This is a genomic window from Pseudomonas sp. p99-361 (assembly GCF_003935475.1).
Taxonomy (GTDB): domain Bacteria; phylum Pseudomonadota; class Gammaproteobacteria; order Pseudomonadales; family Pseudomonadaceae; genus Aquipseudomonas; species Aquipseudomonas juntendi.
This window is the reverse complement of the sequence record NZ_RHQO01000061.1, coordinates 1-20,550: the sequence shown is the minus strand read 5'-3', so window position 1 is coordinate 20,550 and position 20,550 is coordinate 1. Positions and strand designations below refer to the sequence as shown.

Sequence of the window (20,550 nt, the reverse complement as noted above, 5' to 3'; positions counted from 1 at the left end):
AGAGTTCGCCATCCTTGGCCTGAACGGTCGTGTTTCGGCTCAGTGGCTGCCGGAGTGACCGAAGCCGCCAGCGCCGCGCTGGCTTTCATCGAAGGCCTCGACGATATCGAAATGCGCCTGCACGACCGGCACCAGCACCAGCTGGGCGATACGCTCGCCCACGGCGATGGTGAAAGGGGTGGTGCCGCGGTTCCAGCACGACACCATCAGCTCGCCCTGGTAGTCCGAATCGATCAGCCCGACCAGGTTGCCCAGCACGATGCCGTGCTTATGGCCCAGGCCCGAACGCGGCAGGATGACGGCGGCCAGGCCCGGGTCGCCGATGTAGATCGACAAGCCGGTAGGAATCAGCAGGGTCTGGCCTGGTTCGAGGACGGTGTCTTGCTGGAGCAGGGCGCGCAGGTCGAGGCCAGCGGAGCCGGGGGTGGCATAGGTCGGCAGCGGAAATTCGCTGCCCAGGCGTGGGTCGAGGATCTTGGCTTGAAGAGCGTGCATGTAACTTATTGAACCTGGTTGAGCCGTTCGGCGATGAAGGCGACCAGTTGCCGGGCGATCTTGCCCTTGCTGGTCTGCGCGAAGAGGGTTTGGTGCTGTTGGCGGTCGATCACGGTCAAGGCATTTTCTTCGCTGTTGAAGCCAATGCTGGGGTTGGCCACATCGTTGGCGACGATCAGGTCGAGGTTCTTGTCCTTGAGCTTGCGCGTGGCGTAATCGAGCAGGTGTTCGGTCTCGGCGGCAAAGCCGACGCTGAACGGGCGGTCGGCGCGGCCGGCGATGGTGGCAAGGATATCGGGATTGCGCACCATCTGCAGCAGCATGCCGTCGCCGGTCGTAGGATCTTTCTTCAGTTTTTGTGTGGCAACGACTTCCGGGCGGTAGTCCGCAACGGCTGCCGAGGCAATGAACAGGTCGCACGGCATGGCCGCCTCGCAGGCCGCGAGCATGTCCCGCGCGCTGACCACGTCGATACGGCTGACCCGGTCCGGGGTTGGCAGGTGCACCGGGCCGGTCACGAGGGTCACCCGAGCCCCTGCTTCAGCTGCCGCCTCGGCGAGGGCGAAACCCATCTTGCCGGAGCTATGATTGGTGATGTAGCGCACCGGGTCGATGTTTTCCTGGGTCGGCCCGGCGGTGATCAGCACATGCTTGCCGGTCAGGGCCTGGCGCTTGAAGCTTTCTGCCGCGCACCAGGCCAGCTCGGTGGCCTCGAGCATGCGCCCCAGGCCCACGTCACCACAGGCCTGGCTGCCGGAGGCCGGGCCGAATACCTGGATGCCACGGCTTTTGAGCAGGTCGAGGTTGGCCTGGGTCGCCGGGTCGCGCCACATGGCCTGGTTCATCGCCGGGGCCACCGCCACGGTGGCGTCGGTGGCCAGTACCAGGGTGGTCAGCAGGTCATCGGCCATGCCCTGGGCCATGCGCGCCATCAGGTCGGCGGTGGCCGGGGCGATCAAGACCAGGTCGGCCCACTTGGCCAGTTCGATGTGGCCCATGGCCGCTTCGGCAGCCGGGTCCAGCAGGTCCATGTGCACCGGGTGGCCCGACAGCGCCTGCAGGGTCAGCGGGGTGATGAATTCGGCACCCCCACGGGTCATGACGACGCGCACCTGCGCGCCGTGCTCCAGGAGACGGCGAATCAGCTCGGCGCTTTTGTAGGCGGCAATGCCGCCACCCACGCCGAGAACGATGCGCTTGCGATACAGCCGCTGCATAGGCTTGCCTTTTTCCAGTGAGAGCGGGCGGCGACGTTTGCAAATGCCTGCGGCAGAACGTCGCATGTACGAGGCGAAATAGATTAACACAGGGCCGAAATGGGCCGCAGCAAGGGCAGAGGGGCAGGGATGAATATCAGAGAGTGGCCGGCTGAAGATCGGCCAAGGGAGAAGCTGTTGCAACGGGGTGCGGCGGTGCTGTCGGACGCCGAGTTGCTGGCCGTGTTGCTCGGCTCGGGCGTGGCCGGGCGCAATGTACTGGACCTTGCACGCGGGCTGCTGGTGCGTTTTGGTGGGCTGCGGCAGTTTCTTGAGGCCGAGCGCGCGGCGGTGCTGCGCGAGCCGGGCATAGGCGCTGTGAAATACGCACAGTTGCAAGCGCTGCTGGAAATCGGCCGGCGTTACCTGGATGAGCACATCGCGCGCGCAGCGGTGCTGGAAGGGCCCGAGGCGGTGCGGCGTTACCTGAAGGCCATGCTGCGCCATGAGCCCAGCGAGGTGTTCGGTTGCCTGTTTCTGGACACCAAGCACAGGCCGCTGGCGTTCGAGATTCTGTTCAGGGGCACCATCGACCGGGCCAGCGTCTACCCGCGGGAGGTGGTGCGGCGGGCATTGCTGCACAACGCGGCGGCGTTGATCCTGTGCCATAACCACCCTTCAGGCAACAGTGAGCCTAGCCAGGACGATGTGCACCTGACCTTGTCGCTCAAACGCGGGCTGGCATTGATCGACGTGCGGGTGCTGGATCACATCATCATTGGCGACGGGGAGCCGTTGTCGATGGTTGAGCAGGGGTGGATCGTGGCTTAGGCCGTTTAGTTGTGTGCTGGCCTCTTCGCGGGCAAGCCCGCTCCCACAGGATATTCGCCGGCCTTGAAGGCGGTGATGTCCCTGTGGGAGCCGGCGTGCCCGCGAAGAGCCCGGTGCAGGTCTACCTGGCCACCGACACCTTGCTGAAATCCAGCCGCCCGAACGGGCTGACCTGGTACCCCTCGACTTCCTGGCGCAGCAGGGTCGCCGCTGTCGGGTGCGCCAACGGCACCCACAGTGCCTGCTGCTGAATCAGGGTTTGCGCCTGCTGGTACAGCCGGCTGCGCACGCTTTGGTCGTTGGTGGTGCGCCCGGCACTGATCAGCTGGTCCAGGCGGCTGTCGCAGAACCGTGCGAAGTTGGTGCCCGACTCCACTGCCGCACAGGAGAACTGCGGGCTGAGGAAGTTATCCGGGTCGCCGTTGTCACCGGCCCAGCCCATGAACAGCAGGTCATGCTCGCCGGCCTTGGCGCGGCGGATCAGCTCACCCCATTCGATCACGCGGATCTCGGCCTTGATGTCGATCTTGGCCAGGTCGGCCTGCAGCATTTGCGCGCCAAGGCTTGGGTTGGGGTTGAGCAGGCTGCCCGATGGCCGCGTCCAGATAGTGGTGCTGAAGCCCTCCGCCAGGCCGGCCTTGGCCAGCAGGGCCTTGGCCTTTTTCACGTCCAGAGGGTAGCCGGGCAAGTCTTTGGCGTAGCTCCAGGTATTGGGCGGGTAGGGGCCGTTGGCCGCCACCGCAGAGTCTTCGAACACCGCCTTGAGGTAAGCCTGCTTGTCGAAGGCCAGGTTGATCGCCTGGCGGACTTCCGGCTTGTCCAGTGGCGGGTGCTGGCTGTTGATGGCGACAAAGGCGGTCATGAACGCGGGCGTACTGGCCACCTTGAGCTTGTCGTCCTTGGCCGCTTCGGCAATATCCAGCGGTTTGGGCGACAAGGCGACCTGGCATTCGCCGCGCTTGAGCTTTTGCAGGCGCACGTTGGCATCGGTGGTGATGGCAAAGATCAACGGATCCACTGCCGGCTTGCCGCCGAAGTAGTCCGGGTTGGCGCGGTAGCGCACCACAGCGTCCTTCTGGAAGCGCTGGAAAGTGAACGGCCCGGTGCCGATCGGCTGGCTGTTGAGCTTCTCTGGCGTACCGGCCTTGAGCAGCTTGTCGGCATATTCGGCAGAGTAGATGGACGCGAAGCCCATGCTCAGGGTGGCCAGGAACGTGGCGTCTGGGTGGCTGAGGGTGAAGCGCACGGTGTTCGGGGCCGGGGCGTCGATCGCCTTGATCAGGCTACCCAGTTGCAGCGACTGGGCGTGCGGGTAGCCGCCGGGTGCAGTCTTGTGCCAGGCATGGGCCGGGTAGAGCATGCGCTGGAAGCTGAACAGCACGTCATCGGCATTCAATTCGCGGGTGGGCTTGAAGTACGGGGTGGTATGGAACTTCACACCGTCGCGCAGGGTGAAGTCGTACACCAGCCCGTCGGCCGAGACCGTCCAGCTGGCCGCCAGGCTCGGCACCACTTTGCCCTGTGCCGCATCGAACTCCACCAGGCGGTTCATCAGCACGTCGGCGGTGGCATTGGTGGTGGTCAGCGAGTTGTACTGCACCACGTCGAAGCCTTCGGGGCTGGCCTCGCTGCAAACGCTCAGGGGCGCGGCCTGGGCGATGCCACCCGCGAACAGGGTGGCGGTGAACAGGGAGTTGAACAATAAGGAAAGGGCGGCGGCACGCATGGTGGCTCCTTGGCTGTCAGTGGCCCATCTGCCAGTGCAGTCTGGAAAAAGCCTACCCTAGTGTGCCTGTCGGGAAATGACCACATCCTTTTTTACAAATGTGGCGACGAGCGGTCGACGGCTGGCGGGGCCTGAAGGTATGCTGCCCCGGCTGAATCGGGCTTGCGCCAATGTGCATCAACTATTGTTGCAGCCAGGTCTTTCTGGTATAAAGCAGCGCTCTTTTCTAGGGGCTCGGCCTGTCGCATAAGCGGATCCGGTCGATAAGGCCTCCAGAATCACGGCGCCCAGGCGCCAAAGACTGAGAGATTAAGCGGCCAACCCATGCCGGGTTGGGCATGTGGTTTTAGAGGGCTGAGTCATGTCGAGAGTCTGTCAAGTTACTGGTAAGGGTCCAGTAACCGGGAACAACATTTCCCACGCAAACAACAAAACCCGTCGTCGTTTCCTGCCGAACCTGCAGCACCACCGTTTCTGGGTTGAATCCGAGAAGCGCTTCGTGCGTCTGCGCGTTTCCGCCAAAGGCATGCGTATTATCGACAAGCGCGGCATCGACGCCGTTCTGGTTGACATCCGTAAAGCTGGCGCCAAGGTTTAAGGGAGAGCATCATGCGTGAATTGATCCGTCTGGTTTCGAGTGCCGGTACCGGCCACTTCTACACCACCGACAAGAACAAGCGCACCACCCCGGACAAAATCGAGATCAAGAAATATGATCCGGTTGTTCGCAAGCACGTGGTGTACAAGGAAGCCAAGATCAAGTAATTGATCGGCGACCTGAAAAAAACCCGCATCCGTAAGGACGCGGGTTTTTTTATGCCTGCTGCAAGGTCAGTTGAATTCGAAGCCCTGAATCACCTGGTTGGCGTCGGTCCTGATCTGGATGCGGGTAGGGTCGAACTCGCGGGTGCACATGTCGGTGGGGCCGACCACGCGGGAGCGGCCGGTAATGGCGCAGATGGTGTCTTTGAGCTCTGGCACGTAAGGGGCGCCGACCAGGTGGGCGAGGGCTTGTTTGACGTCATCGTTGGTCATGGTGATCTTCCTGTTGAGGTGAATGGCCCGTTGTGGGCAGGGCCATCCTCACGCATGCCGCCTGGCCAGCTGCGCTACATAATTACTTCTGCTCGAACATGACGTAGATCTTGCGGCACGGCTCAAGCACTTCCCAGGTGCCTGTGAACCCGGCCGGGATTACGAACCGGTCGCCGGCGCGCAGGGTCTTGGCACCGCCGTTGTCGTCGCGCAGTACCGAAACGCCCTGGACGATCTCGCAGTATTCATGCTCGGTGTAGTTCACTTTCCACTGGCCGACCTCACCCTCCCAAACGCCTGCTGCAAACTGCCCGCATGGGCTGGAGTAATGGTTGTAGACCGCCTGGTCTGGCTCACCCTTGAGGATTTTTTCAGCCGCAGGGCGGTACCGTTCGGCTTCAGTGAGCACTTGGGCGAAGTCGATGATGCTGGCGATGTTCATGGTGCGGCTCCTGTTCTTGTTAAATAAAATTAACATCAGTAGGCTTTTGGGCCTTCCGTGTCAAATATATTGATAGTTTGCAGTGGCTGGTTTAGGGTATCGCTTGCCAGTGTGCGCTCGTCGCCCGGCCAGAATTCTGACAACGCCTGTGAGTCCTCAGTGCGGCGTTGCACCTAAACAAGAGGAGGAGTTTCGTATGACCACCCTGACCCGTGCGGACTGGGAACAACGCGCCCAGCAACTGAAGATCGAAGGCCGTGCCTTTATCAACGGCGAATACACCGATGCCGTATCCGGTGAAACCTTCGATTGCCTGAGCCCGGTCGACGGACGCTTCCTGGCCAAGGTTGCCAGCTGCGACCTGGCCGATGCCAACCGTGCCGTGGAAAACGCGCGTGCCACCTTCAACGCTGGCGTCTGGTCGCAGTTGGCCCCGGCCAAGCGCAAAGCCACGCTGATCCGTTTCGCCGACCTGCTGCGCCAGAACGTCGAAGAGCTGGCGCTGCTGGAAACCCTGGACATGGGCAAGCCGATCGGTGACTCCTCCAGCATCGACATCCCCGGTGCAGCCCAGGCCATTCACTGGACCGCCGAAGCCATCGACAAGGTTTACGACGAGGTCGCGCCCACCCCACACGACCAGCTTGGCCTGGTTACCCGTGAGCCAGTCGGCGTGGTCGGTGCCATCGTACCGTGGAACTTCCCGCTGCTGATGGCCTGCTGGAAACTCGGCCCGGCACTGGCCACCGGTAACTCGGTGGTGCTCAAGCCTTCGGAAAAATCGCCGCTGACCGCCATTCGCATCGCGCAACTGGCGATCGAGGCCGGCATCCCGGCGGGTGTACTGAACGTGCTGCCAGGCTACGGCCACACCGTGGGCAAGGCGTTGGCCCTGCACATGGATGTCGACACGCTGGTGTTCACCGGCTCGACCAAGATCGCCAAGCAACTGATGGTCTATGCAGGCGAATCGAACATGAAACGAATCTGGCTGGAGGCTGGCGGCAAAAGCCCGAACATCGTCTTCGCCGATGCACCGGACCTGCAAGCGGCCGCTGCGGCTGCCGCCAGTGCCATCGCCTTCAACCAGGGCGAAGTGTGCACTGCCGGTTCGCGCCTGCTGGTCGAGCGCTCGATCAAGGACAAGTTCCTGCCCATGGTGGTCGAGGCCCTGAAAGGCTGGAAGCCCGGTAACCCACTCGACCCAGAGACCACCGTGGGTGCGTTGGTCGATACCCAGCAAATGAATACCGTGCTGTCGTACATCGAGGCCGGCCACAAGGATGGCGCCAAGCTGCTGACCGGCGGCAAGCGCACCCTGGAGGAAACCGGTGGCACCTATGTGGAGCCGACCATCTTCGATGGCGTAACCAATGCCATGCGCATCGCCCAGGAAGAAATCTTCGGGCCGGTGCTGTCGGTGATTGCCTTCGACACCGCCGAAGAAGCCATCGCCATCGCCAACGACACCCCGTACGGCCTGGCGGCCGGTATCTGGACGGCGGACATTTCCAAGGCGCACAAGACTGCGCGGGCCGTGCGCGCCGGCAGCGTGTGGGTCAACCAGTACGACGGCGGCGACATGACCGCACCGTTCGGTGGCTTCAAGCAATCGGGCAACGGCCGTGACAAGTCGCTGCATGCGCTGGAGAAATACACCGAGCTGAAGGCGACCTGGATCAAGCTGTAATTCCAGGAGGGGCCGCTTTGCGGCCCATTCGCGGGTAAACCCGCTCCTACAGGTACTGCACCGCTTTCAAGGATGGTGGTGTATCTGTGGGAGCGGGTTTACCCGCGAATGGGCCATGGAAAATTCTTGGCCTGGGAGGCAGCAATGCGTTGGGGGACCTACTTCGCGGTACTGGCATCAGTGCTCAGTGTCGGCCTGGCGCTGGGCGTGAGCATGCCCCTGGTATCTCTGCGTCTGGAAGCCTGGGGCTATGGCAGTTTCGCCATCGGCGTGATGGCCGCGATGCCTGCGCTGGGGGTACTGGCGGGTGCCAGCCTGGCCAGCCGCCTGGCCGGCTGGGTCGGCTTACCTGCGGCCATGCGCATCTGCCTGTGGGGTGGTGCGTTGTCCATCGGCCTGGTCGCGCTATTGCCCAGCTACCCGCTGTGGTTGCTGTTGCGGCTGATGATCGGCATGTCCCTGACCGTGGTGTTTATCCTGGGTGAGAGCTGGATCAACCAGCTGGTGGTCGAGCAATGGCGCGGCCGCCTGGTGGCGCTGTACGGTAGCAGCTACGCCTTGAGCCAGCTGGCTGGGCCGCTGGTGCTGGGCGTACTCGGTTCGGCTGACGATTTTGGTTTCTGGGCCGCCACCGGCCTGTTGCTGCTCGCGCCGCTGGTGCTGTTGGGGCGCGGCGGTGCACCGAGCACCGAAGCTTGCAGTGTCGGCTTCGGCGACCTGTTCAGGTTCTGCCGTCGCTTGCCCGTGATTGCCTGGGCCATCGCCCTGTTTGCCTCGTTCGAGGCAATGATCCTGACGTTGCTGCCGGTGTACTGCCTGCAGCAAGGTTTCACCACTGAAATCGCCTTGTTCATGGTCAGTACGGTAGTGGTCGGCGATGCTGTGCTGCAGTTGCCCATCGGCGCGCTGGCCGATCATATGTCGCGCCGTGCGTTGTTCACCGGCTGTGCGGTAACGCTACTGGTCTCCAGCCTGGCGATCCCGCTGTTGCTGCACACGCCGGTGATATGGCCGCTGTGGGTACTGTTCGGGGCCAGTGCCGGCGGCCTTTTCACCTTGTCGCTGGTGCTGATCGGTGAGCGCTACCGCGACGATGAACTGGTGCGGGCCAATGCTCACGTGGCGCAGTTGTGGGGCATTGGCTGCCTGTTGGGGCCATTGTTGGCCGGGGCAGGCAGCCAGTGGGTCAGCGGGCATGCGTTGCTGTTGCTGATGGCTGCAGGGGCTGCGGGGCTGGTGGTGTTGACCCAGAGGCGCGGGGCGTTTGAGGCTGTGTCTGCCTGAGCGTTTTCGGGGCTGCAAAGCAGCCCCAAAAACGCCGCTACAACATTTTCTCCAGGCCAACCGCCTTGCTGACCCAGGCATTGAACCTGCGCCACATCCCGCCCGGCTCGGAGGTCAGCACATGCTGCTGTCCATTGTCCTCAGTCGCCCACACCAGTTTGCCCCCCTGCAGTTTCACCTGATAGCTCAGCGCCGGCGCCATACCCTGCTGGCTCAGCTCGCGGGTGTATTCGGCCAGTTCCGGGCTGTCCACCAGCACCCCCACTTCGGTATTCCACAGGACCGAACGCGGGTCGAAGTTGAATGAACCGATGAAGGTCTTGCGCCGGTCGAACACGATCGCCTTGGTGTGCAGGCTGGAGTCCGAGCTACCGCGGAAACTCAAGCGCCCCGCGCTGGGGTCGCCCGGCTGGCGGCGCAGCTCATAAAGCTGTACCCCATGTTCGAGCAAGGCCCGGCGATAGGGGGCGTAGCCACCGTGCACGGCCGGCACATCGGTGGCTTCCAATGAGTTGGTCAGCAGTTTTACCGAGACACCTGCGTCGGCACGGCCGGTCAAGTACAGCAGCCCTGGCTCGCCCGGCACGAAATAAGCCGATGTCAGCATCAGTTCGCTGTGCACGTTGGCCAGGTCAGGCGCCAACTGGTGGCTCAGCAGCAACTGCGGGTCCGGCTCGTCATCGGCCAGTACCTTGCTTGGGGCATCCCACAGCGCCTGTGCATGGGCCCAGATCAGCTCGTTGCGCCACACATCCAAGCGCGGCTGCGACTGGTAGGCCATCAACCGATCGTACAAGGCCTTGCGCTGGGTCCTGGCTTCAGCCAGCGAGACTTCCAGGCGATGACGACTGGCACGCAGGTCGTCGGCATCCGGCGCATGCCACAGAAAATCGCTGATAGGTCGGCTGAGCGCGCTGTTCCAGTACTGGTCGAAACTGTGCCCCAGTTGCTCGGCTATAGGGCCGACGCTCAGCAGGTCGATGTCGGTGAAGTTGAGGTTGGGCTCGGCATCGAAATACTCGTCGCCGAGGTTACGGCCGCCGACGATAGCCATGCTGTTGTCCACCAGGAACAGCTTGTTGTGCATGCGGCGGTGCTGGCGCGACAGGTTGAACAGGCGGCCGAAGGCGCGCGTCACCCCGGTGCTGCGGCCCAGGTGCAGTGGGTTGAACACGCGGATCTGGATATTCGGGTGGGCAGCGAGGGTGCCCATGATGGTGTCCAGGCCGTCGCTGGTGGTGTCGTCGAGCAGAATGCGTACACGCACGCCGCGGTCGGCGGCACGCAGCAGTTCGTGCACCAGGGCGCGGGTGCTGAGGCCGTCGTGCACGATGTAGTACTGCAGGTCGATGCTGGCCTGGGCGTTGCGGATCAATTCGGCGCGGGCGCGAAATGCTTCGTTGCTGTTGGGCAGCAGGCGAAAGCCGGACTGCCCGCCATACGGTGCCGCCTGGCGCAGCACCGAGCGGCCGAAGGCCGATTCGCTGGCGGGCAGGGCCTGGCTGGTTTCGCGTGGGGTACTGACGCTGGCACAGCCGGCAAGGCCGAGCAACAGCATCAGCAACAAAGACAAGGCGCGCTGGGGTCTCAAGGGTGGATCGTCCTGTGCGGCAAGGGCTGTGGAGGTTGGACAGTGGCGGGCGGCGCAAAGTTACGCGTCGGCGCTTTCTTCATCCAGTAGACGAAGGGCGGTTTCACCTACCTTGCGCACGGCAGCCTCGATCTGTGGCGTTGGCCGCGCAGCGAAATTCATGCGCAGGCAGTGGCGGAACTTGCCCGAGGCCGAGAAGATACTGCCCACCGCCACCTGAACACCTTGCTCCAGTAAAGCGCGGTTCAGCCGCAGCGTGTCGAAATGTTCGGGGAATTCCACCCACAGCATGAAGCCGCCCTGCGGCCGGCTGACGCGGGTACCCGCCGGGAAGTAGCGCGTTACCCAATCGCTCATCAGGTCACGGCCACGCTGGTACTGGCTGCGCATGCGCCGCATGTGGGGCTGGTAGTGCCCGCCGGCGATGAAATCGGCAATTGCCAGTTGCGGCTGGCTGGCGCTGCTGCCGGTACTGATGTATTTCATGTGCAGCACCCGTTCCAGATAGCGCCCAGGTGCCACCCAGCCCACCCGCAGGCCGGGGGCCAGGGTTTTGGAGAACGAACTGCAGAGCAACACGCGGCCATCGTCGTCGAATGACTTGAGGGTGCGCGGGCGCGGGTAGGTGTAGGCCAGGTCGCCGTACACATCGTCTTCCAGGATCGCCACGTCGTAGCGCTGGGCCAGGCTGAGCAAGGCCTTCTTGCGCGCCTCGGGCATGATGTAGCCGAGTGGGTTGTTACAGCTGGGGGTGATCTGAATGAGCTTGATCGGCCACTGCTCCAGGGCCAGCTCCAGTGCTTCCAGGCTGATGCCGGTGACCGGGTCGGTGGGGATCTCCAGCGCTTTCATGCCCAGGCCCTTGAGGGTTTGCATGGCGCCGTGGAAGCTGGGCGAGTCGACCGCAACGATGTCGCCTGGCTCGCAAACCGCGCGAATGCTGCATGACAGCGCTTCATGGCAGCCGGTGGTGATCACCAGGTCGGCCGGGCCCAGGCGGCAGCCGGAATCGAGCATCAGCCGCGCTACCTGCTCGCGCAGCGCCAGGTTGCCATGGATATTGTCGTAATACAGTCCCGGCATGTCCTGGCGCCGGCTCAACTGGGCGAGGCTGCGTAGCAAAGGCTTGAGGGTTGGGCTGTCGATATCGGGCATGCCGCGGCCGAGTTGCACCACGTCCTTGTGCGGGGTGCTGCGCACCAGCTCGAGTACCTGTTCCCATTGCGAGATGTCCACAGGGCGCTGGGCCGGGCGGCTGACTGCAGGCAGCGCTGGCAGTTGGCGGTGGTCGCTGACGAAATAGCCGGACTTGGGCCTGGGCGAGACCATGCCGCTGTCTTCGAGCATGCGGTAGGCCTGCTGCACGGTGCTCAGGCTGACCCCGTGCTCCACGCTCAGGGCGCGTACCGACGGCAGGCGCTGGCCTGGGCGATACAGGCCCTGCTCGATGCGGGCACCGAGCAGTTCGGCGAGGTTGAGGTAAAGGGTCAAGGCATACTCCTGGGCCACCTGTAGGCAGCGACCGGTACAGTTGCCTGGAAAATACAGCATTCAGTCGGCCGCTAGCCAATGCTGTATGGGAATAATAAGGCTGTTTTGGATCTGTATTGCCGGTATCGCCCTCGCGCATGCTTTCCCTACGGTATCGACTGAACGGGGAGGGTGCGGTGATGGGGGGCATGAGCGATGTGCGCTTGCAGCTGTTGGCCAAGGAACTGGAAACCGAGCAGCAGGCCAAGGTGTTCAACGCGCCGCAGGGGTTGGGGCGCTGGGGCCTGATGCTGCACCGCTGGCGTACCCGAAGGGCGCTGTTGCAGTTGACCGATGCCGAGCTGCGCGATGTTGGGCTGAGCTGGGAGCAGGCACGGCTCGAAGGCCGCAAACCCTTCTGGAAGGACTGATGTGCTGTCTGGCTTCAGAGCAGCTCTTTGAGCCGATGCCACAGCATCCCCAAGGCCAATAGCGGCGAGCGCAGGTGCTGGCCGCCAGGGAAGGTGATATGTGGCACCTTGGCGAACAGGTCGAAGCGCCCGCTTTCCTGGCCGCTGATGGCTTCGCCCAGCAGGCGCGCGGCCAGGTGGGTGGCGTTGAGCCCATGGCCCGAGTAGGCCTGGGCGTAATACACGTTCGGCTGGCTGCCCAGCCGGCCGACCTGCGGCAGGCGGTTGGCGCCGATGCCGATCATGCCGCCCCACTGGTAATCGATGCGTACGTTGGCCAATTCGGGGAACACCTTGAGCATCTTCGGCCGCATGTAGTCAGCGATGTCCTTCGGGTCTCGGCCCGAGTAGTGGCAGGCACCGCCGAACAGCAGCCGGTTGTCGGCTGAGAGGCGATAGTAATCCAGGGCTACCCGTTGGTCGCACACTGCCATGTTCTGCGGCAGCAGCCTGCGGGCGCGTTCCTCGCCCAGCGGCTCGGTGGCGATGATGTAGCTGCCCGCTGGCAGCACCTTGCCGCCCAGTTCGCGGTTGAGGTTGTTGTGGTAGGCGTTGCAGCACAGCACCAAGGTCTTGGCGCGCACCCGGCCTTGGGCGGTATGCACTTGCACTGATGTGCCGTAGTCGATGCGGGTAACTTCGGACTGCTCGAACAGCTTCACCCCCAGGCGCGCGGCCACGGCCGCTTCGCCCAGGGCCAGGTTGAGCGGGTGCAGGTGCCCGGAGCCCATGTCGATCAGCCCACCCACATAGCAGTCGGCGCCGACCACGCTGTGGATATCGTCCTTGCCGACCAGGCGCAGCTGGTGTGGGTAGCCGAGGCTACGCAGCTCTTCGGCGTCTTCGGCAAAGCCCAGCAGCTCCGCGGGTTTGTTGGCCAGGTCGCAGTAGCCCCAGGTCAGGTCGCAGGCAATGGCATGCCGCTCGACCCGCTCGCGCACGATCTGCACGGCCTCCAGGCCCATCAGTTTCATGCTGCGCACGCCGTCCTCGCCAATCACCGGCAGAAACTGCTCCAGACCATGGCCGACCCCGCGAATCAGCTGGCCGCCGTTGCGCCCACTGGCGCCCCAGCCAAGTTTGCGCGCTTCCAGCAGGATGACCGAGAAGCCGCGCTCGGCCAACTCGATGGCCGTGTTCAGGCCTGAATAGCCACCCCCGACGATGCACACGTCGGCACTGTGCTCGCCCTGCAGGAAAGCGTGGTCAGGGTGTGGCGCGCTGCTGGCGGCGTAGTAGGAGGCGGCGTGCTGCGCGCTGTGGATCATGGCGTCGGTCCTGGGGCTGGTGGGCGAGGGGGGAGGATAAGCCGGGGCTCTGGGGTGGGCAACCGGCCCCACCGCCGGCAAGCCCGCGCCCACAGGGTATGTGCAAGGGCTGAGACCAGTGGTGTACCTGTGGAAGCTGGCCTGCCGGCGATTGCCCTATAATCCAACCCCTGTTTTTCAATTTTGTACTTAGCCATGTCCTGCAACCGCCACAAGATCCACTTCCTGCGCGAACTCATCCCTGCCTTCGAGTGCGAACCCGGCTGCCACGACTGCTGCGGCCCGGTCACCACTTCGGCCGAAGAAATGGCCCGCCTGCCGCGCAAGTCCCAGGCCGAGCAGGATGCCGCCCTGGCGCGCCTGGACTGTGTGCACCTGGGCCCCAACGGCTGCACGGTGTATGAAGAACGGCCGATGATCTGCCGCTTGTTCGGCACCACCCCGCGCATGGCCTGCCCCCGTGGCCGGGGCCCTGAGCCGATGATCGACCCAGGCGCGGAGCAGCTCGTTCACCAGTTCATCGCCAGCACCCGCCAGGTGTTGGTCTAGCGTCAGTCCGGAATCGGCAGGCAGAGGCTCTCTTTCACCTCTTCCATCACGATGTAGCTCTTCGACTCGCGCACGTGCGGCAGCTTCAGCAGTATGTCGCCGAGCAGCTTGCGGTACGAGGCCATCTCGGAAATGCGCGCTTTCACCAGGTAGTCGAAGTCACCGGAAACCAGGTGGCACTCCAGCACGTGCGGCAGCTTCAGCACCGCGCGGCGGAACTCTTCGAAGGTGTCACCCGACTTGTAGTCCAGGCTGATTTCCACGAACACCAGCAGGCTACCCTTGAGGTGCTGCGGGTTCAGGCGGGCGTTGTAGCCCATGATGATGCCCTCGCGCTCAAGGCGGCGAACCCGCTCGGTGCAAGGGGTGGTGGACAGCCCGACTTTCTCGCCCAGTTCGGTGAAGGAAATACGCCCGTCATTCTGCAGGATACGCAGAATGTTGCGGTCGATCTTGTCCAGTTCACGCTTGCTCTGGTGCTGGGTTCTCATAGGGGATGCCCCTCCGTGAAAGGCGATTATGCCGAGAATTCTCGCCAATAATAGGCTTTTATATAGTGAATTGCACTGCCCTCGAATTTCTATACTGCGCCCATCCATGCCATTTCCATAAAAGTCTGCGGCGTGCCGCGTGTGAGGGATACAACGATGCGAGTTCTGGTACTTGGTAGCGGTGTGATTGGAACCGCCAGTGCCTACTACCTGGCCCGGCAAGGTTTCGAAGTGACGGTGGTCGACCGCCAGCCGGCGGTGGCCATGGAAACCAGCTTCGCCAACGCCGGCCAGATCTCGCCCGGCTATGCCTCGCCCTGGGCCGCCCCGGGTGTGCCCTTGAAGGCCATCAAATGGCTAATGGAGCGCCATGCACCCTTGGCAATCAAGCTCACCGGTGACGTTGACCAGTACCTGTGGATGGCCCAGATGCTGCGCAACTGCACCGCCAGCCGTTATGCGGTGAACAAGGAGCGCATGGTGCGCCTGTCCGAGTACAGCCGTGACTGCCTCGACGAGCTGCGCGCCGAAACCGGCATCAATTACGAAAACCGCAGCCTGGGCACCACCCAGCTGTTTCGCACCCAGGCCCAGGTCGATGCTGCGGCCAAGGATATCGCCGTGCTCGAGCAGTCTGGCGTACCGTACGAATTGCTGGACCGCGATGGCATTGCCCGCGTCGAGCCGGCCCTGGCCGGGGTGAAAGACATTCTCGCTGGCGCCCTGCGCCTGCCCAACGACCAGACCGGCGACTGCCAGCTGTTCACCACCAAGCTGGCCGACATGGCGCTGAAGCTGGGCGTGGAGTTCCGCTTCGGCCAGGCCATCCAGCGCCTGGACTTCGCCGGCGACCGCATCAATGGCGTGTGGATCGACGGCAAGCTGGAAACCGCTGACCGCTATGTGCTGGCGCTGGGCAGCTATTCGCCACACATGCTCAAGCCGCTGGGCATCAAAGCCCCGGTCTATCCGCTGAAGGGTTACTCGCTGACCGTGCCGATCACCAATGGCGACATGGCGCCGACCTCGACCATTCTCGACGAGACCTACAAGGTTGCGATCACCCGTTTCGACAACCGCATCCGCGTTGGCGGCATGGCTGAGATCGCCGGTTTTGACCTGTCGCTCAACCCGCGTCGGCGTGAAACACTGGAGATGATCGTCAACGACCTTTATCCTCGCGGCGGTGATCTGAGCCAGGCTAGTTTCTGGACCGGTCTGCGTCCGGCCACCCCGGACGGTACACCGATTGTCGGTGCCACGGCGTTCCGCAACCTGTTCCTCAATACCGGTCACGGCACCCTGGGCTGGACCATGGCGTGCGGCTCCGGGCGACTGCTGGCAGACCTGATCGCGCGCAAGAAGCCGCAGATCAGCGCCGAGGGCCTGGACATTTCGCGGTATGGCAACAGCCGGGAAGTGGCCAAGCACGGGCATGCTGCGCCGGCTCACCAGCAGTAAGGTCTCCTGTACCGGCCTCATCGCCGGCAAGCCAGCTCCCACAGGATCTCCACAGTTCTCAGGCCCTGTGAGTCCTGTGGGAGCTGGCTTGCCGGCGGTGAATCCAACACCGATTTCTAATTGAACCACCATAAGGCAGCCGCCATGCGTCCCGCCCGCGCCCTGATCGACCTCCAGGCCCTGCGCCACAACTACCGTCTGGCCCGTGAACTGACCGGTGCCAAAGCCCTTGCCGTGATCAAGGCCGATGCCTACGGCCATGGTGCCGTGCGCTGTGCCCTGGCCCTGGAGGCCGAAGCCGATGGCTTTGCCGTGGCCAGTATCGAAGAGGCGCTGGAACTGCGCGGTGCCGGTATCAAGGCCCCGGTGCTGCTGCTGGAAGGCTTTTTCGAAGCCAGCGAGCTGGCACTGATCGCCGAGCACGATCTGTGGTGTGTGGTGCACTCGCTGTGGCAACTGGAGGCGATCGAGAAAGCGCAACTGTGCAAGCCGCTAAGTGTCTGGCTGAAGCTGGACAGCGGCATGCACCGGGTGGGCTTGCACCCCAAGGATTACCACGAGGCCTACCAGCGCCTGCTGGCCAGCGGCAAGGTCGCGCGGATTGTACTGATGAGCCACTTCGCCCGTGCCGACGAACTGGATGCTGACGCCACCGCGCAGCAGATCGCCGTGTTCGAAGCCGCACGCCAGGGCCTTGCGGCCGAGTGCAGCCTGCGCAACTCGCCCGGCGTGCTGGGCTGGCCGCAAGCGCCCAGCGACTGGGTGCGCCCAGGCCTTATGCTGTATGGCGCCACGCCCTTCGAGGTGGCCCAGGCCGAAGCTGCGCGCCTGCAGCCGGTGATGACCCTGCAATCGCGGGTGATCAGCGTGCGTGAGCTGCCCGCCGGCCAACCGGTGGGCTACGGTGCCAAGTTCGTCAGCCCGCGGCCGACCCGTGTTGGCGTGGTGGCCATGGGGTACGCTGATGGCTACCCGCGCCAGGCGCCCAATGGCACGCCGGTGCTGGTGGCTGGCAAGCGCGCCCCGTTGATCGGCCGGGTGTCGATGGACATGCTCAGCATCGACCTCACCGATGTGCCCGACGCCACGGTGGGTAGCCCGGTCGAACTGTGGGGCAAGCAGGTACTGGCCAGTGAAGTGGCGGCACAGGCTGGCACCATTCCTTACCAGATCTTCTGCAACCTGAAACGGGTCCCCCTGGATTACGTCGGCGAATGACACGCTGATGCGGACAGGTTGAGGGGCGGTGTGTTGTAAATACTGAACGGCATTGCCATGATATCGTTCACATCCACCCCCTTTCTACCGTTTCAGGAGGCTCCAGCTTTGGACGTCGGCGAACGACTGCAAGCCATCCGCAAGCTCAAGGGCCTGTCCCAGCGCGAACTCGCCAAGCGCGCCGGGGTGACCAACAGCACCATCTCGATGATCGAGAAGAACAGCGTAAGCCCCTCCATCAGCTCGTTGCGCAAGGTGCTGAGCGGCATTCCCATGTCCATGGTCGAATTCTTTTCGGTCGAACTGGAGGCGCAGAGCCCTGCGCAAATTGTCTACAAAGCCCACGAGCTGATTGATATCTCGGACGGTGCGGTAACCATGAAGCTGGTCGGCAAGTCGCACCCCAACCGCGCCATTGCCTTCCTGACCGAGGTCTACCCGCCGGGCGCCGACACCGGTGCTGAAATGCTGACCCATGACGGTGAGGAAACCGGCATTCTGCTCGAAGGCCGCCTTGAGCTGGTGGTCGGCAACGAGATCTTCATCCTCGAGGAAGGCGACAGCTACTACTTCGAAAGCACCCGCCCGCACCGCTTTCGCAACCCGTTCGACCAGCCTGCACGGCTGATCAGTGCCGCTACGCCCTCAAACTTTTGATCCAGCGCAGTGCATTGATTCGGCAATACCCCTTTCCCGTGTAGGGTCGTTTCACCGCCTTCAGGTTGCCGCTATACTTTTCAGCGCTCGCTGTTTCGTGGCCGCGGGCGTGATTAGCCACCATGAGGGTGTTCGCGTGAACCAAATCAAGAAGATGCTGGCCGTACCAGCAGCCGTATTCGCCCTCTGGGCAATGAGCGCAACCGCTGCGACCAATGACGACATTGCCAAGCGCCTGGAACCCGTTGGCCAGGTCTGTGTGCAGGGCCAGGAGTGCAAAGGCATGGAAGTGGCGGCGACCGCGGGTGGCGGTGGTGCCAAGACCCCGGACGAGATCATTGCCAAGCACTGCAATGCCTGCCATGGCAGCGGCCTGCTCGGCGCGCCCAAGGTGGGTGATACCGCGGCCTGGAAGGAGCGAGCCGACCACCAGGGCGGCCTGGATGGCATCCTGGCCAAGGCCATTACCGGCATCAACGCCATGCCACCGAAAGGTACCTGCGCGGACTGCTCGGACGACGACCTGAAAGGGGCGATCAAGAAGATGTCCGGGCTGTGAGCTGCAGCTGAATTTCACCAGGCCCGCCATTGATGGCGGGCTTTGTTTTTGTGGCGGCTGTGCCGGCCTCTTTGCGGCTTTGGCCGCGAAAGGGCCCGCACCGGCAACCAACTCGCTTGAGTTCATGTCCAACCCCTGAACCCACGGATGTCTCAGGAGGCCCCATGCACCTCTGCTCCATCGACCAGGCTGTCGAGCAGGTCCTGGCACGCCTGCCAGCTCATATCCACATGGGCCTGCCGCTGGGCCTGGGCAAGCCCAACGCCTTCGTCAATGCCCTCTACGCCCGCGTGCGCGAACTGCCCGAACGGCGGCTGACCATCTACACCGCCCTGTCCCTGGGCCGGCCGGCACTGGGCGACGGGCTGCAGCGGCGGTTTCTGGAGCCTTTTGTCGAGCGCGTGTTCGCCGACTATGAAGAGCTCACCTACCTCAGCGACCTGCGCAACGACACATTGCCCGCCAACATCCGCGTCGAGCAGTTCTTCATGCAGCCCGGCAGCTTGCTGCACAGCGAATCGGCGCAGCAGGATTACGTCAGCAGCAATTACAGCCACGCCGCGCGGGATATCAACGCCAAGGGCCTGAACCTGATCGCCCAACTGGTGGCTGCCACGGCCGAAAAGCCCGTGCACCTGAGCCTGGCCTGCAACCCCGACATCACCCTCGACCTGCTGCCCATGGTCGCCAAACGCCGCGCTGCCGGTGAAACCATCCTCATGCTGGGGCAGGTGCACGCCGAGCTGCCTTACATGCCTGGCGATGCCGAGCTGCCGATCGACGCGTTCGACCTGTTGCTCGACGAGGCCGAACAACGCCGGCTGTTTTCCACACCGAACATGCCGGTCGGCATTCAGGACCACTGCATTGGCCTGCATGCCAGCAGCCTGGTGCGCGACGGCGGCACGCTGCAGATCGGTATTGGTGCCATGGGCGATGCGGTCGCCGCGGCATTGCTGGCGCGCCAGGGCGACAACGCCGGCTACCGAGCGGTGCTCGATGCACTCGATGTCGGCCCCTGGCAGGCGCTGATCGATCGGGAAGGGGGGCTGGATACCTTCGCTCAAGGCCTCTACGGCTGCAGCGAGATGTTCGTCAACGGCCTGCTGGTGCTGGCCGAGGCAGGCTTGTTGCGACGCCCGGCGGATGAGCAGGGCGCGTTGTTGCACGGTGGCTTCTTCCTTGGCCCGCAGGCGTTCTATCAGCGCTTGCGCGAGATGCCGCTGGAGCAGCGTGCACAGTTCGTCATGACCCGTATCAGCTTCATCAACGAACTCTACGGGCAAGAGGAACTCAAGCGCCGCCAGCGCCGCGATGCGCGCTTCATCAACACCGCATTCGGCATGACCCTGCTGGGTGCCGGGGTGGCCGACCAGCTGGAAGATGGCCGAGTGCTCAGTGGCGTGGGCGGGCAATACAACTTCGTTGCACAAGGCCATGCGCTGGAGGGTGGGCGCTCGATCCTGCTGTTGCGCAGTTGGCGCGAGTCGGGCGGTGAGGTGACGTCGAACATTTTCTGGGCGTACGGCCACTGCACCATCCCCCGGCACCTACGCGATATCGTGGTGACCGAATACGGCATCGCCGACCTGCGTGGGCAGACCGACAGCGAAGTGATTGCACGGTTGCTGGCGGTAAGCGATTCACGGTTCCAGCAGGGGCTGATCGAGCAGGCCAAGAGTGCCGGCAAGCTGCACAAGGGCTTTGAGCTGGACGCGCGCTTTGCCGACAACACCCCGCAACGCCTTGAGGCGGTCAGGGCGCAGCATGCACGGTTGTTCCCCGAGTATCCGCTGGGTACGGACTTCACTGCCGAAGAGCAGGACCTGTTGCGGGCGCTGAACTGGTTGAAGAGCAAGTTCAAGTTGAGCGAGGTGCTGGAGCTGGGCAAGGCCGCGCTGGATGCGCCGGGGCCGGAGGGGTATGAGCAGCATCTGGAGCGGATGGGGCTGGATGCTCCGCAGGGGTTGAAGGAAGAACTTTATCAGCGGCTGTTGCTGGCGGGGTTGGCGGCTACCTGATGAATTGCCGGGGCTGCTTTGCAGCCCATCGCCGGCAAGCCAGCTCCCACAGGGATCGCCTTAGGGCTGACAGGTGTTTGCCACAAGGTATGGCAG

21 protein-coding genes are annotated in these 20,550 nt (G+C 63.6%); 12 read left to right on the top strand and 9 right to left on the bottom strand.

All coding sequences use genetic code 11. From position 1 onward, the window contains the following. Nucleotides 1–39: 39 nt before the first annotated feature. Together dut and coaBC are read right to left on the bottom strand one after the other, a co-directional pair. Complete coding sequence (dut, locus tag EGJ22_RS20765) at nucleotides 40–495, bottom strand: dUTP diphosphatase (protein ID WP_029885729.1); 456 nt, start codon at nucleotides 493–495, stop codon at nucleotides 40–42. Nucleotides 496–500: 5 nt separating this feature from the next. Further along, the gene (coaBC, locus tag EGJ22_RS20760) at nucleotides 501–1,712 is read right to left on the bottom strand and encodes a bifunctional phosphopantothenoylcysteine decarboxylase/phosphopantothenate--cysteine ligase CoaBC (protein ID WP_009681996.1); all 1,212 of its coding nucleotides are present in this window, start codon (nucleotides 1,710–1,712) and stop codon (nucleotides 501–503) included. 129 nt (nucleotides 1,713–1,841) lie between these two features. On the opposite strand from coaBC, the gene radC reads away from it, so the two are divergent. Further along, nucleotides 1,842–2,522, top strand: a complete 681-nt coding sequence (gene radC, locus EGJ22_RS20755; protein ID WP_029885730.1) for a DNA repair protein RadC — start codon at nucleotides 1,842–1,844, stop codon at nucleotides 2,520–2,522. A 121-nt stretch (nucleotides 2,523–2,643) separates the two neighbouring features. Here the strand turns inward: radC and EGJ22_RS20745 are convergent, their stop codons facing one another. After that, complete coding sequence (locus EGJ22_RS20745; protein WP_029885731.1) at nucleotides 2,644–4,248, bottom strand: ABC transporter substrate-binding protein; 1,605 nt, start codon at nucleotides 4,246–4,248, stop codon at nucleotides 2,644–2,646. A gap of 361 nt (nucleotides 4,249–4,609) precedes the next feature. Here EGJ22_RS20745 and rpmB point away from each other — a divergent pair, with 361 nt between their 5' ends. Both rpmB and rpmG read left to right on the top strand, forming a co-directional pair. Then, nucleotides 4,610–4,846 carry a 50S ribosomal protein L28 gene (gene rpmB, locus EGJ22_RS20740; RefSeq protein ID WP_003253504.1) on the top strand — a complete coding sequence of 79 codons (237 nt, stop codon included), beginning with the start codon at nucleotides 4,610–4,612 and terminating at the stop codon, nucleotides 4,844–4,846. An 11-nt stretch (nucleotides 4,847–4,857) separates the two neighbouring features. Further along, nucleotides 4,858–5,013 (top strand): 50S ribosomal protein L33, encoded by a 156-nt coding sequence (gene rpmG, locus EGJ22_RS20735; RefSeq protein ID WP_003253507.1) that lies wholly within the window; start codon nucleotides 4,858–4,860, stop codon nucleotides 5,011–5,013. 66 nt (nucleotides 5,014–5,079) lie between these two features. Here rpmG and EGJ22_RS20730 read toward each other — a convergent pair whose 3' ends face one another. Then, complete coding sequence (locus EGJ22_RS20730; RefSeq protein ID WP_009682915.1) at nucleotides 5,080–5,283, bottom strand: hypothetical protein; 204 nt, start codon at nucleotides 5,281–5,283, stop codon at nucleotides 5,080–5,082. Nucleotides 5,284–5,365: 82 nt separating this feature from the next. After that, the gene (locus EGJ22_RS20725; protein ID WP_009682916.1) at nucleotides 5,366–5,725 is read right to left on the bottom strand and encodes a cupin domain-containing protein; all 360 of its coding nucleotides are present in this window, start codon (nucleotides 5,723–5,725) and stop codon (nucleotides 5,366–5,368) included. A gap of 196 nt (nucleotides 5,726–5,921) precedes the next feature. On the opposite strand from EGJ22_RS20725, the gene EGJ22_RS20720 reads away from it, so the two are divergent. Then, complete coding sequence (locus EGJ22_RS20720) at nucleotides 5,922–7,415, top strand: aldehyde dehydrogenase (RefSeq protein WP_029885732.1); 1,494 nt, start codon at nucleotides 5,922–5,924, stop codon at nucleotides 7,413–7,415. 144 nt (nucleotides 7,416–7,559) lie between these two features. Beyond that, nucleotides 7,560–8,699 carry an MFS transporter gene (locus tag EGJ22_RS20715; protein WP_009682919.1) on the top strand — a complete coding sequence of 380 codons (1,140 nt, stop codon included), beginning with the start codon at nucleotides 7,560–7,562 and terminating at the stop codon, nucleotides 8,697–8,699. 37 nt (nucleotides 8,700–8,736) lie between these two features. On the opposite strand, the gene EGJ22_RS20710 is transcribed toward EGJ22_RS20715, so the two are convergent. Together EGJ22_RS20710 and EGJ22_RS20705 are read right to left on the bottom strand one after the other, a co-directional pair. Continuing rightward, nucleotides 8,737–10,290, bottom strand: a complete 1,554-nt coding sequence (locus EGJ22_RS20710) for a phospholipase D family protein (protein WP_029885733.1) — start codon at nucleotides 10,288–10,290, stop codon at nucleotides 8,737–8,739. Between the two features lie 60 nt (nucleotides 10,291–10,350). Continuing rightward, on the bottom strand, nucleotides 10,351–11,781 hold the full coding sequence (locus EGJ22_RS20705; protein WP_161893043.1) for a PLP-dependent aminotransferase family protein: 1,431 nt from the start codon (nucleotides 11,779–11,781) through the stop codon (nucleotides 10,351–10,353). A 179-nt stretch (nucleotides 11,782–11,960) separates the two neighbouring features. Between EGJ22_RS20705 and EGJ22_RS20700 the strand changes: the two genes are divergently transcribed. Then, nucleotides 11,961–12,191 carry a DUF1127 domain-containing protein gene (locus EGJ22_RS20700; protein WP_029885735.1) on the top strand — a complete coding sequence of 77 codons (231 nt, stop codon included), beginning with the start codon at nucleotides 11,961–11,963 and terminating at the stop codon, nucleotides 12,189–12,191. Between the two features lie 14 nt (nucleotides 12,192–12,205). Here the strand turns inward: EGJ22_RS20700 and EGJ22_RS20695 are convergent, their stop codons facing one another. Continuing rightward, a complete protein-coding gene (locus EGJ22_RS20695) occupies nucleotides 12,206–13,498 on the bottom strand; it encodes an FAD-binding oxidoreductase (protein WP_029885736.1) in 1,293 nt (430 codons plus the stop codon). Between the two features lie 195 nt (nucleotides 13,499–13,693). Here EGJ22_RS20695 and EGJ22_RS20690 point away from each other — a divergent pair, with 195 nt between their 5' ends. Then, a complete protein-coding gene (locus EGJ22_RS20690; protein ID WP_009682925.1) occupies nucleotides 13,694–14,047 on the top strand; it encodes a YkgJ family cysteine cluster protein in 354 nt (117 codons plus the stop codon). Nucleotides 14,048–14,049: 2 nt separating this feature from the next. Here EGJ22_RS20690 and dadR read toward each other — a convergent pair whose 3' ends face one another. Further along, nucleotides 14,050–14,538 carry a transcriptional regulator DadR gene (dadR, locus tag EGJ22_RS20685; protein ID WP_003258963.1) on the bottom strand — a complete coding sequence of 163 codons (489 nt, stop codon included), beginning with the start codon at nucleotides 14,536–14,538 and terminating at the stop codon, nucleotides 14,050–14,052. A gap of 156 nt (nucleotides 14,539–14,694) precedes the next feature. Between dadR and dadA the strand changes: the two genes are divergently transcribed. The 5 genes from dadA to EGJ22_RS20660 all read left to right on the top strand — a co-directional run bounded on the left by dadA (nucleotide 14,695) and on the right by EGJ22_RS20660 (nucleotide 20,454). Then, entirely contained in the window at nucleotides 14,695–15,999 is a 1,305-nt protein-coding gene (gene dadA, locus EGJ22_RS20680; RefSeq protein ID WP_029885737.1) for a D-amino acid dehydrogenase, read from the top strand. A gap of 144 nt (nucleotides 16,000–16,143) precedes the next feature. Further along, nucleotides 16,144–17,217 carry an alanine racemase gene (gene alr, locus EGJ22_RS20675; RefSeq protein WP_029885738.1) on the top strand — a complete coding sequence of 358 codons (1,074 nt, stop codon included), beginning with the start codon at nucleotides 16,144–16,146 and terminating at the stop codon, nucleotides 17,215–17,217. Between the two features lie 108 nt (nucleotides 17,218–17,325). After that, entirely contained in the window at nucleotides 17,326–17,874 is a 549-nt protein-coding gene (locus EGJ22_RS20670) for a cupin domain-containing protein (protein ID WP_009682929.1), read from the top strand. 154 nt (nucleotides 17,875–18,028) lie between these two features. After that, a complete protein-coding gene (locus EGJ22_RS20665; RefSeq protein WP_033690433.1) occupies nucleotides 18,029–18,433 on the top strand; it encodes a cytochrome c5 family protein in 405 nt (134 codons plus the stop codon). A 164-nt stretch (nucleotides 18,434–18,597) separates the two neighbouring features. Beyond that, nucleotides 18,598–20,454, top strand: coding sequence for an acetyl-CoA hydrolase/transferase C-terminal domain-containing protein (locus EGJ22_RS20660; RefSeq protein ID WP_064314228.1), 1,857 nt, complete (start codon nucleotides 18,598–18,600; stop codon nucleotides 20,452–20,454). The last annotated feature ends 96 nt before the right edge of the window (nucleotides 20,455–20,550 follow it).

Coding starts and splice junctions, on each gene's coding strand:
- dut (WP_029885729.1), bottom strand. CDS start 495: ATGCACGCTCTTCAAGCCAAGATCCTCGACCCACGCCTGGGCAGCGAA.
- coaBC (WP_009681996.1), bottom strand. CDS start 1,712: ATGCAGCGGCTGTATCGCAAGCGCATCGTTCTCGGCGTGGGTGGCGGC.
- radC (WP_029885730.1), top strand. CDS start 1,842: ATGAATATCAGAGAGTGGCCGGCTGAAGATCGGCCAAGGGAGAAGCTG.
- EGJ22_RS20745 (WP_029885731.1), bottom strand. CDS start 4,248: ATGCGTGCCGCCGCCCTTTCCTTATTGTTCAACTCCCTGTTCACCGCC.
- rpmB (WP_003253504.1), top strand. CDS start 4,610: ATGTCGAGAGTCTGTCAAGTTACTGGTAAGGGTCCAGTAACCGGGAAC.
- rpmG (WP_003253507.1), top strand. CDS start 4,858: ATGCGTGAATTGATCCGTCTGGTTTCGAGTGCCGGTACCGGCCACTTC.
- EGJ22_RS20730 (WP_009682915.1), bottom strand. CDS start 5,283: ATGACCAACGATGACGTCAAACAAGCCCTCGCCCACCTGGTCGGCGCC.
- EGJ22_RS20725 (WP_009682916.1), bottom strand. CDS start 5,725: ATGAACATCGCCAGCATCATCGACTTCGCCCAAGTGCTCACTGAAGCC.
- EGJ22_RS20720 (WP_029885732.1), top strand. CDS start 5,922: ATGACCACCCTGACCCGTGCGGACTGGGAACAACGCGCCCAGCAACTG.
- EGJ22_RS20715 (WP_009682919.1), top strand. CDS start 7,560: ATGCGTTGGGGGACCTACTTCGCGGTACTGGCATCAGTGCTCAGTGTC.
- EGJ22_RS20700 (WP_029885735.1), top strand. CDS start 11,961: ATGGGGGGCATGAGCGATGTGCGCTTGCAGCTGTTGGCCAAGGAACTG.
- EGJ22_RS20695 (WP_029885736.1), bottom strand. CDS start 13,498: ATGATCCACAGCGCGCAGCACGCCGCCTCCTACTACGCCGCCAGCAGC.
- EGJ22_RS20690 (WP_009682925.1), top strand. CDS start 13,694: ATGTCCTGCAACCGCCACAAGATCCACTTCCTGCGCGAACTCATCCCT.
- dadR (WP_003258963.1), bottom strand. CDS start 14,538: ATGAGAACCCAGCACCAGAGCAAGCGTGAACTGGACAAGATCGACCGC.
- dadA (WP_029885737.1), top strand. CDS start 14,695: ATGCGAGTTCTGGTACTTGGTAGCGGTGTGATTGGAACCGCCAGTGCC.
- alr (WP_029885738.1), top strand. CDS start 16,144: ATGCGTCCCGCCCGCGCCCTGATCGACCTCCAGGCCCTGCGCCACAAC.
- EGJ22_RS20665 (WP_033690433.1), top strand. CDS start 18,029: ATGCTGGCCGTACCAGCAGCCGTATTCGCCCTCTGGGCAATGAGCGCA.
- EGJ22_RS20660 (WP_064314228.1), top strand. CDS start 18,598: ATGCACCTCTGCTCCATCGACCAGGCTGTCGAGCAGGTCCTGGCACGC.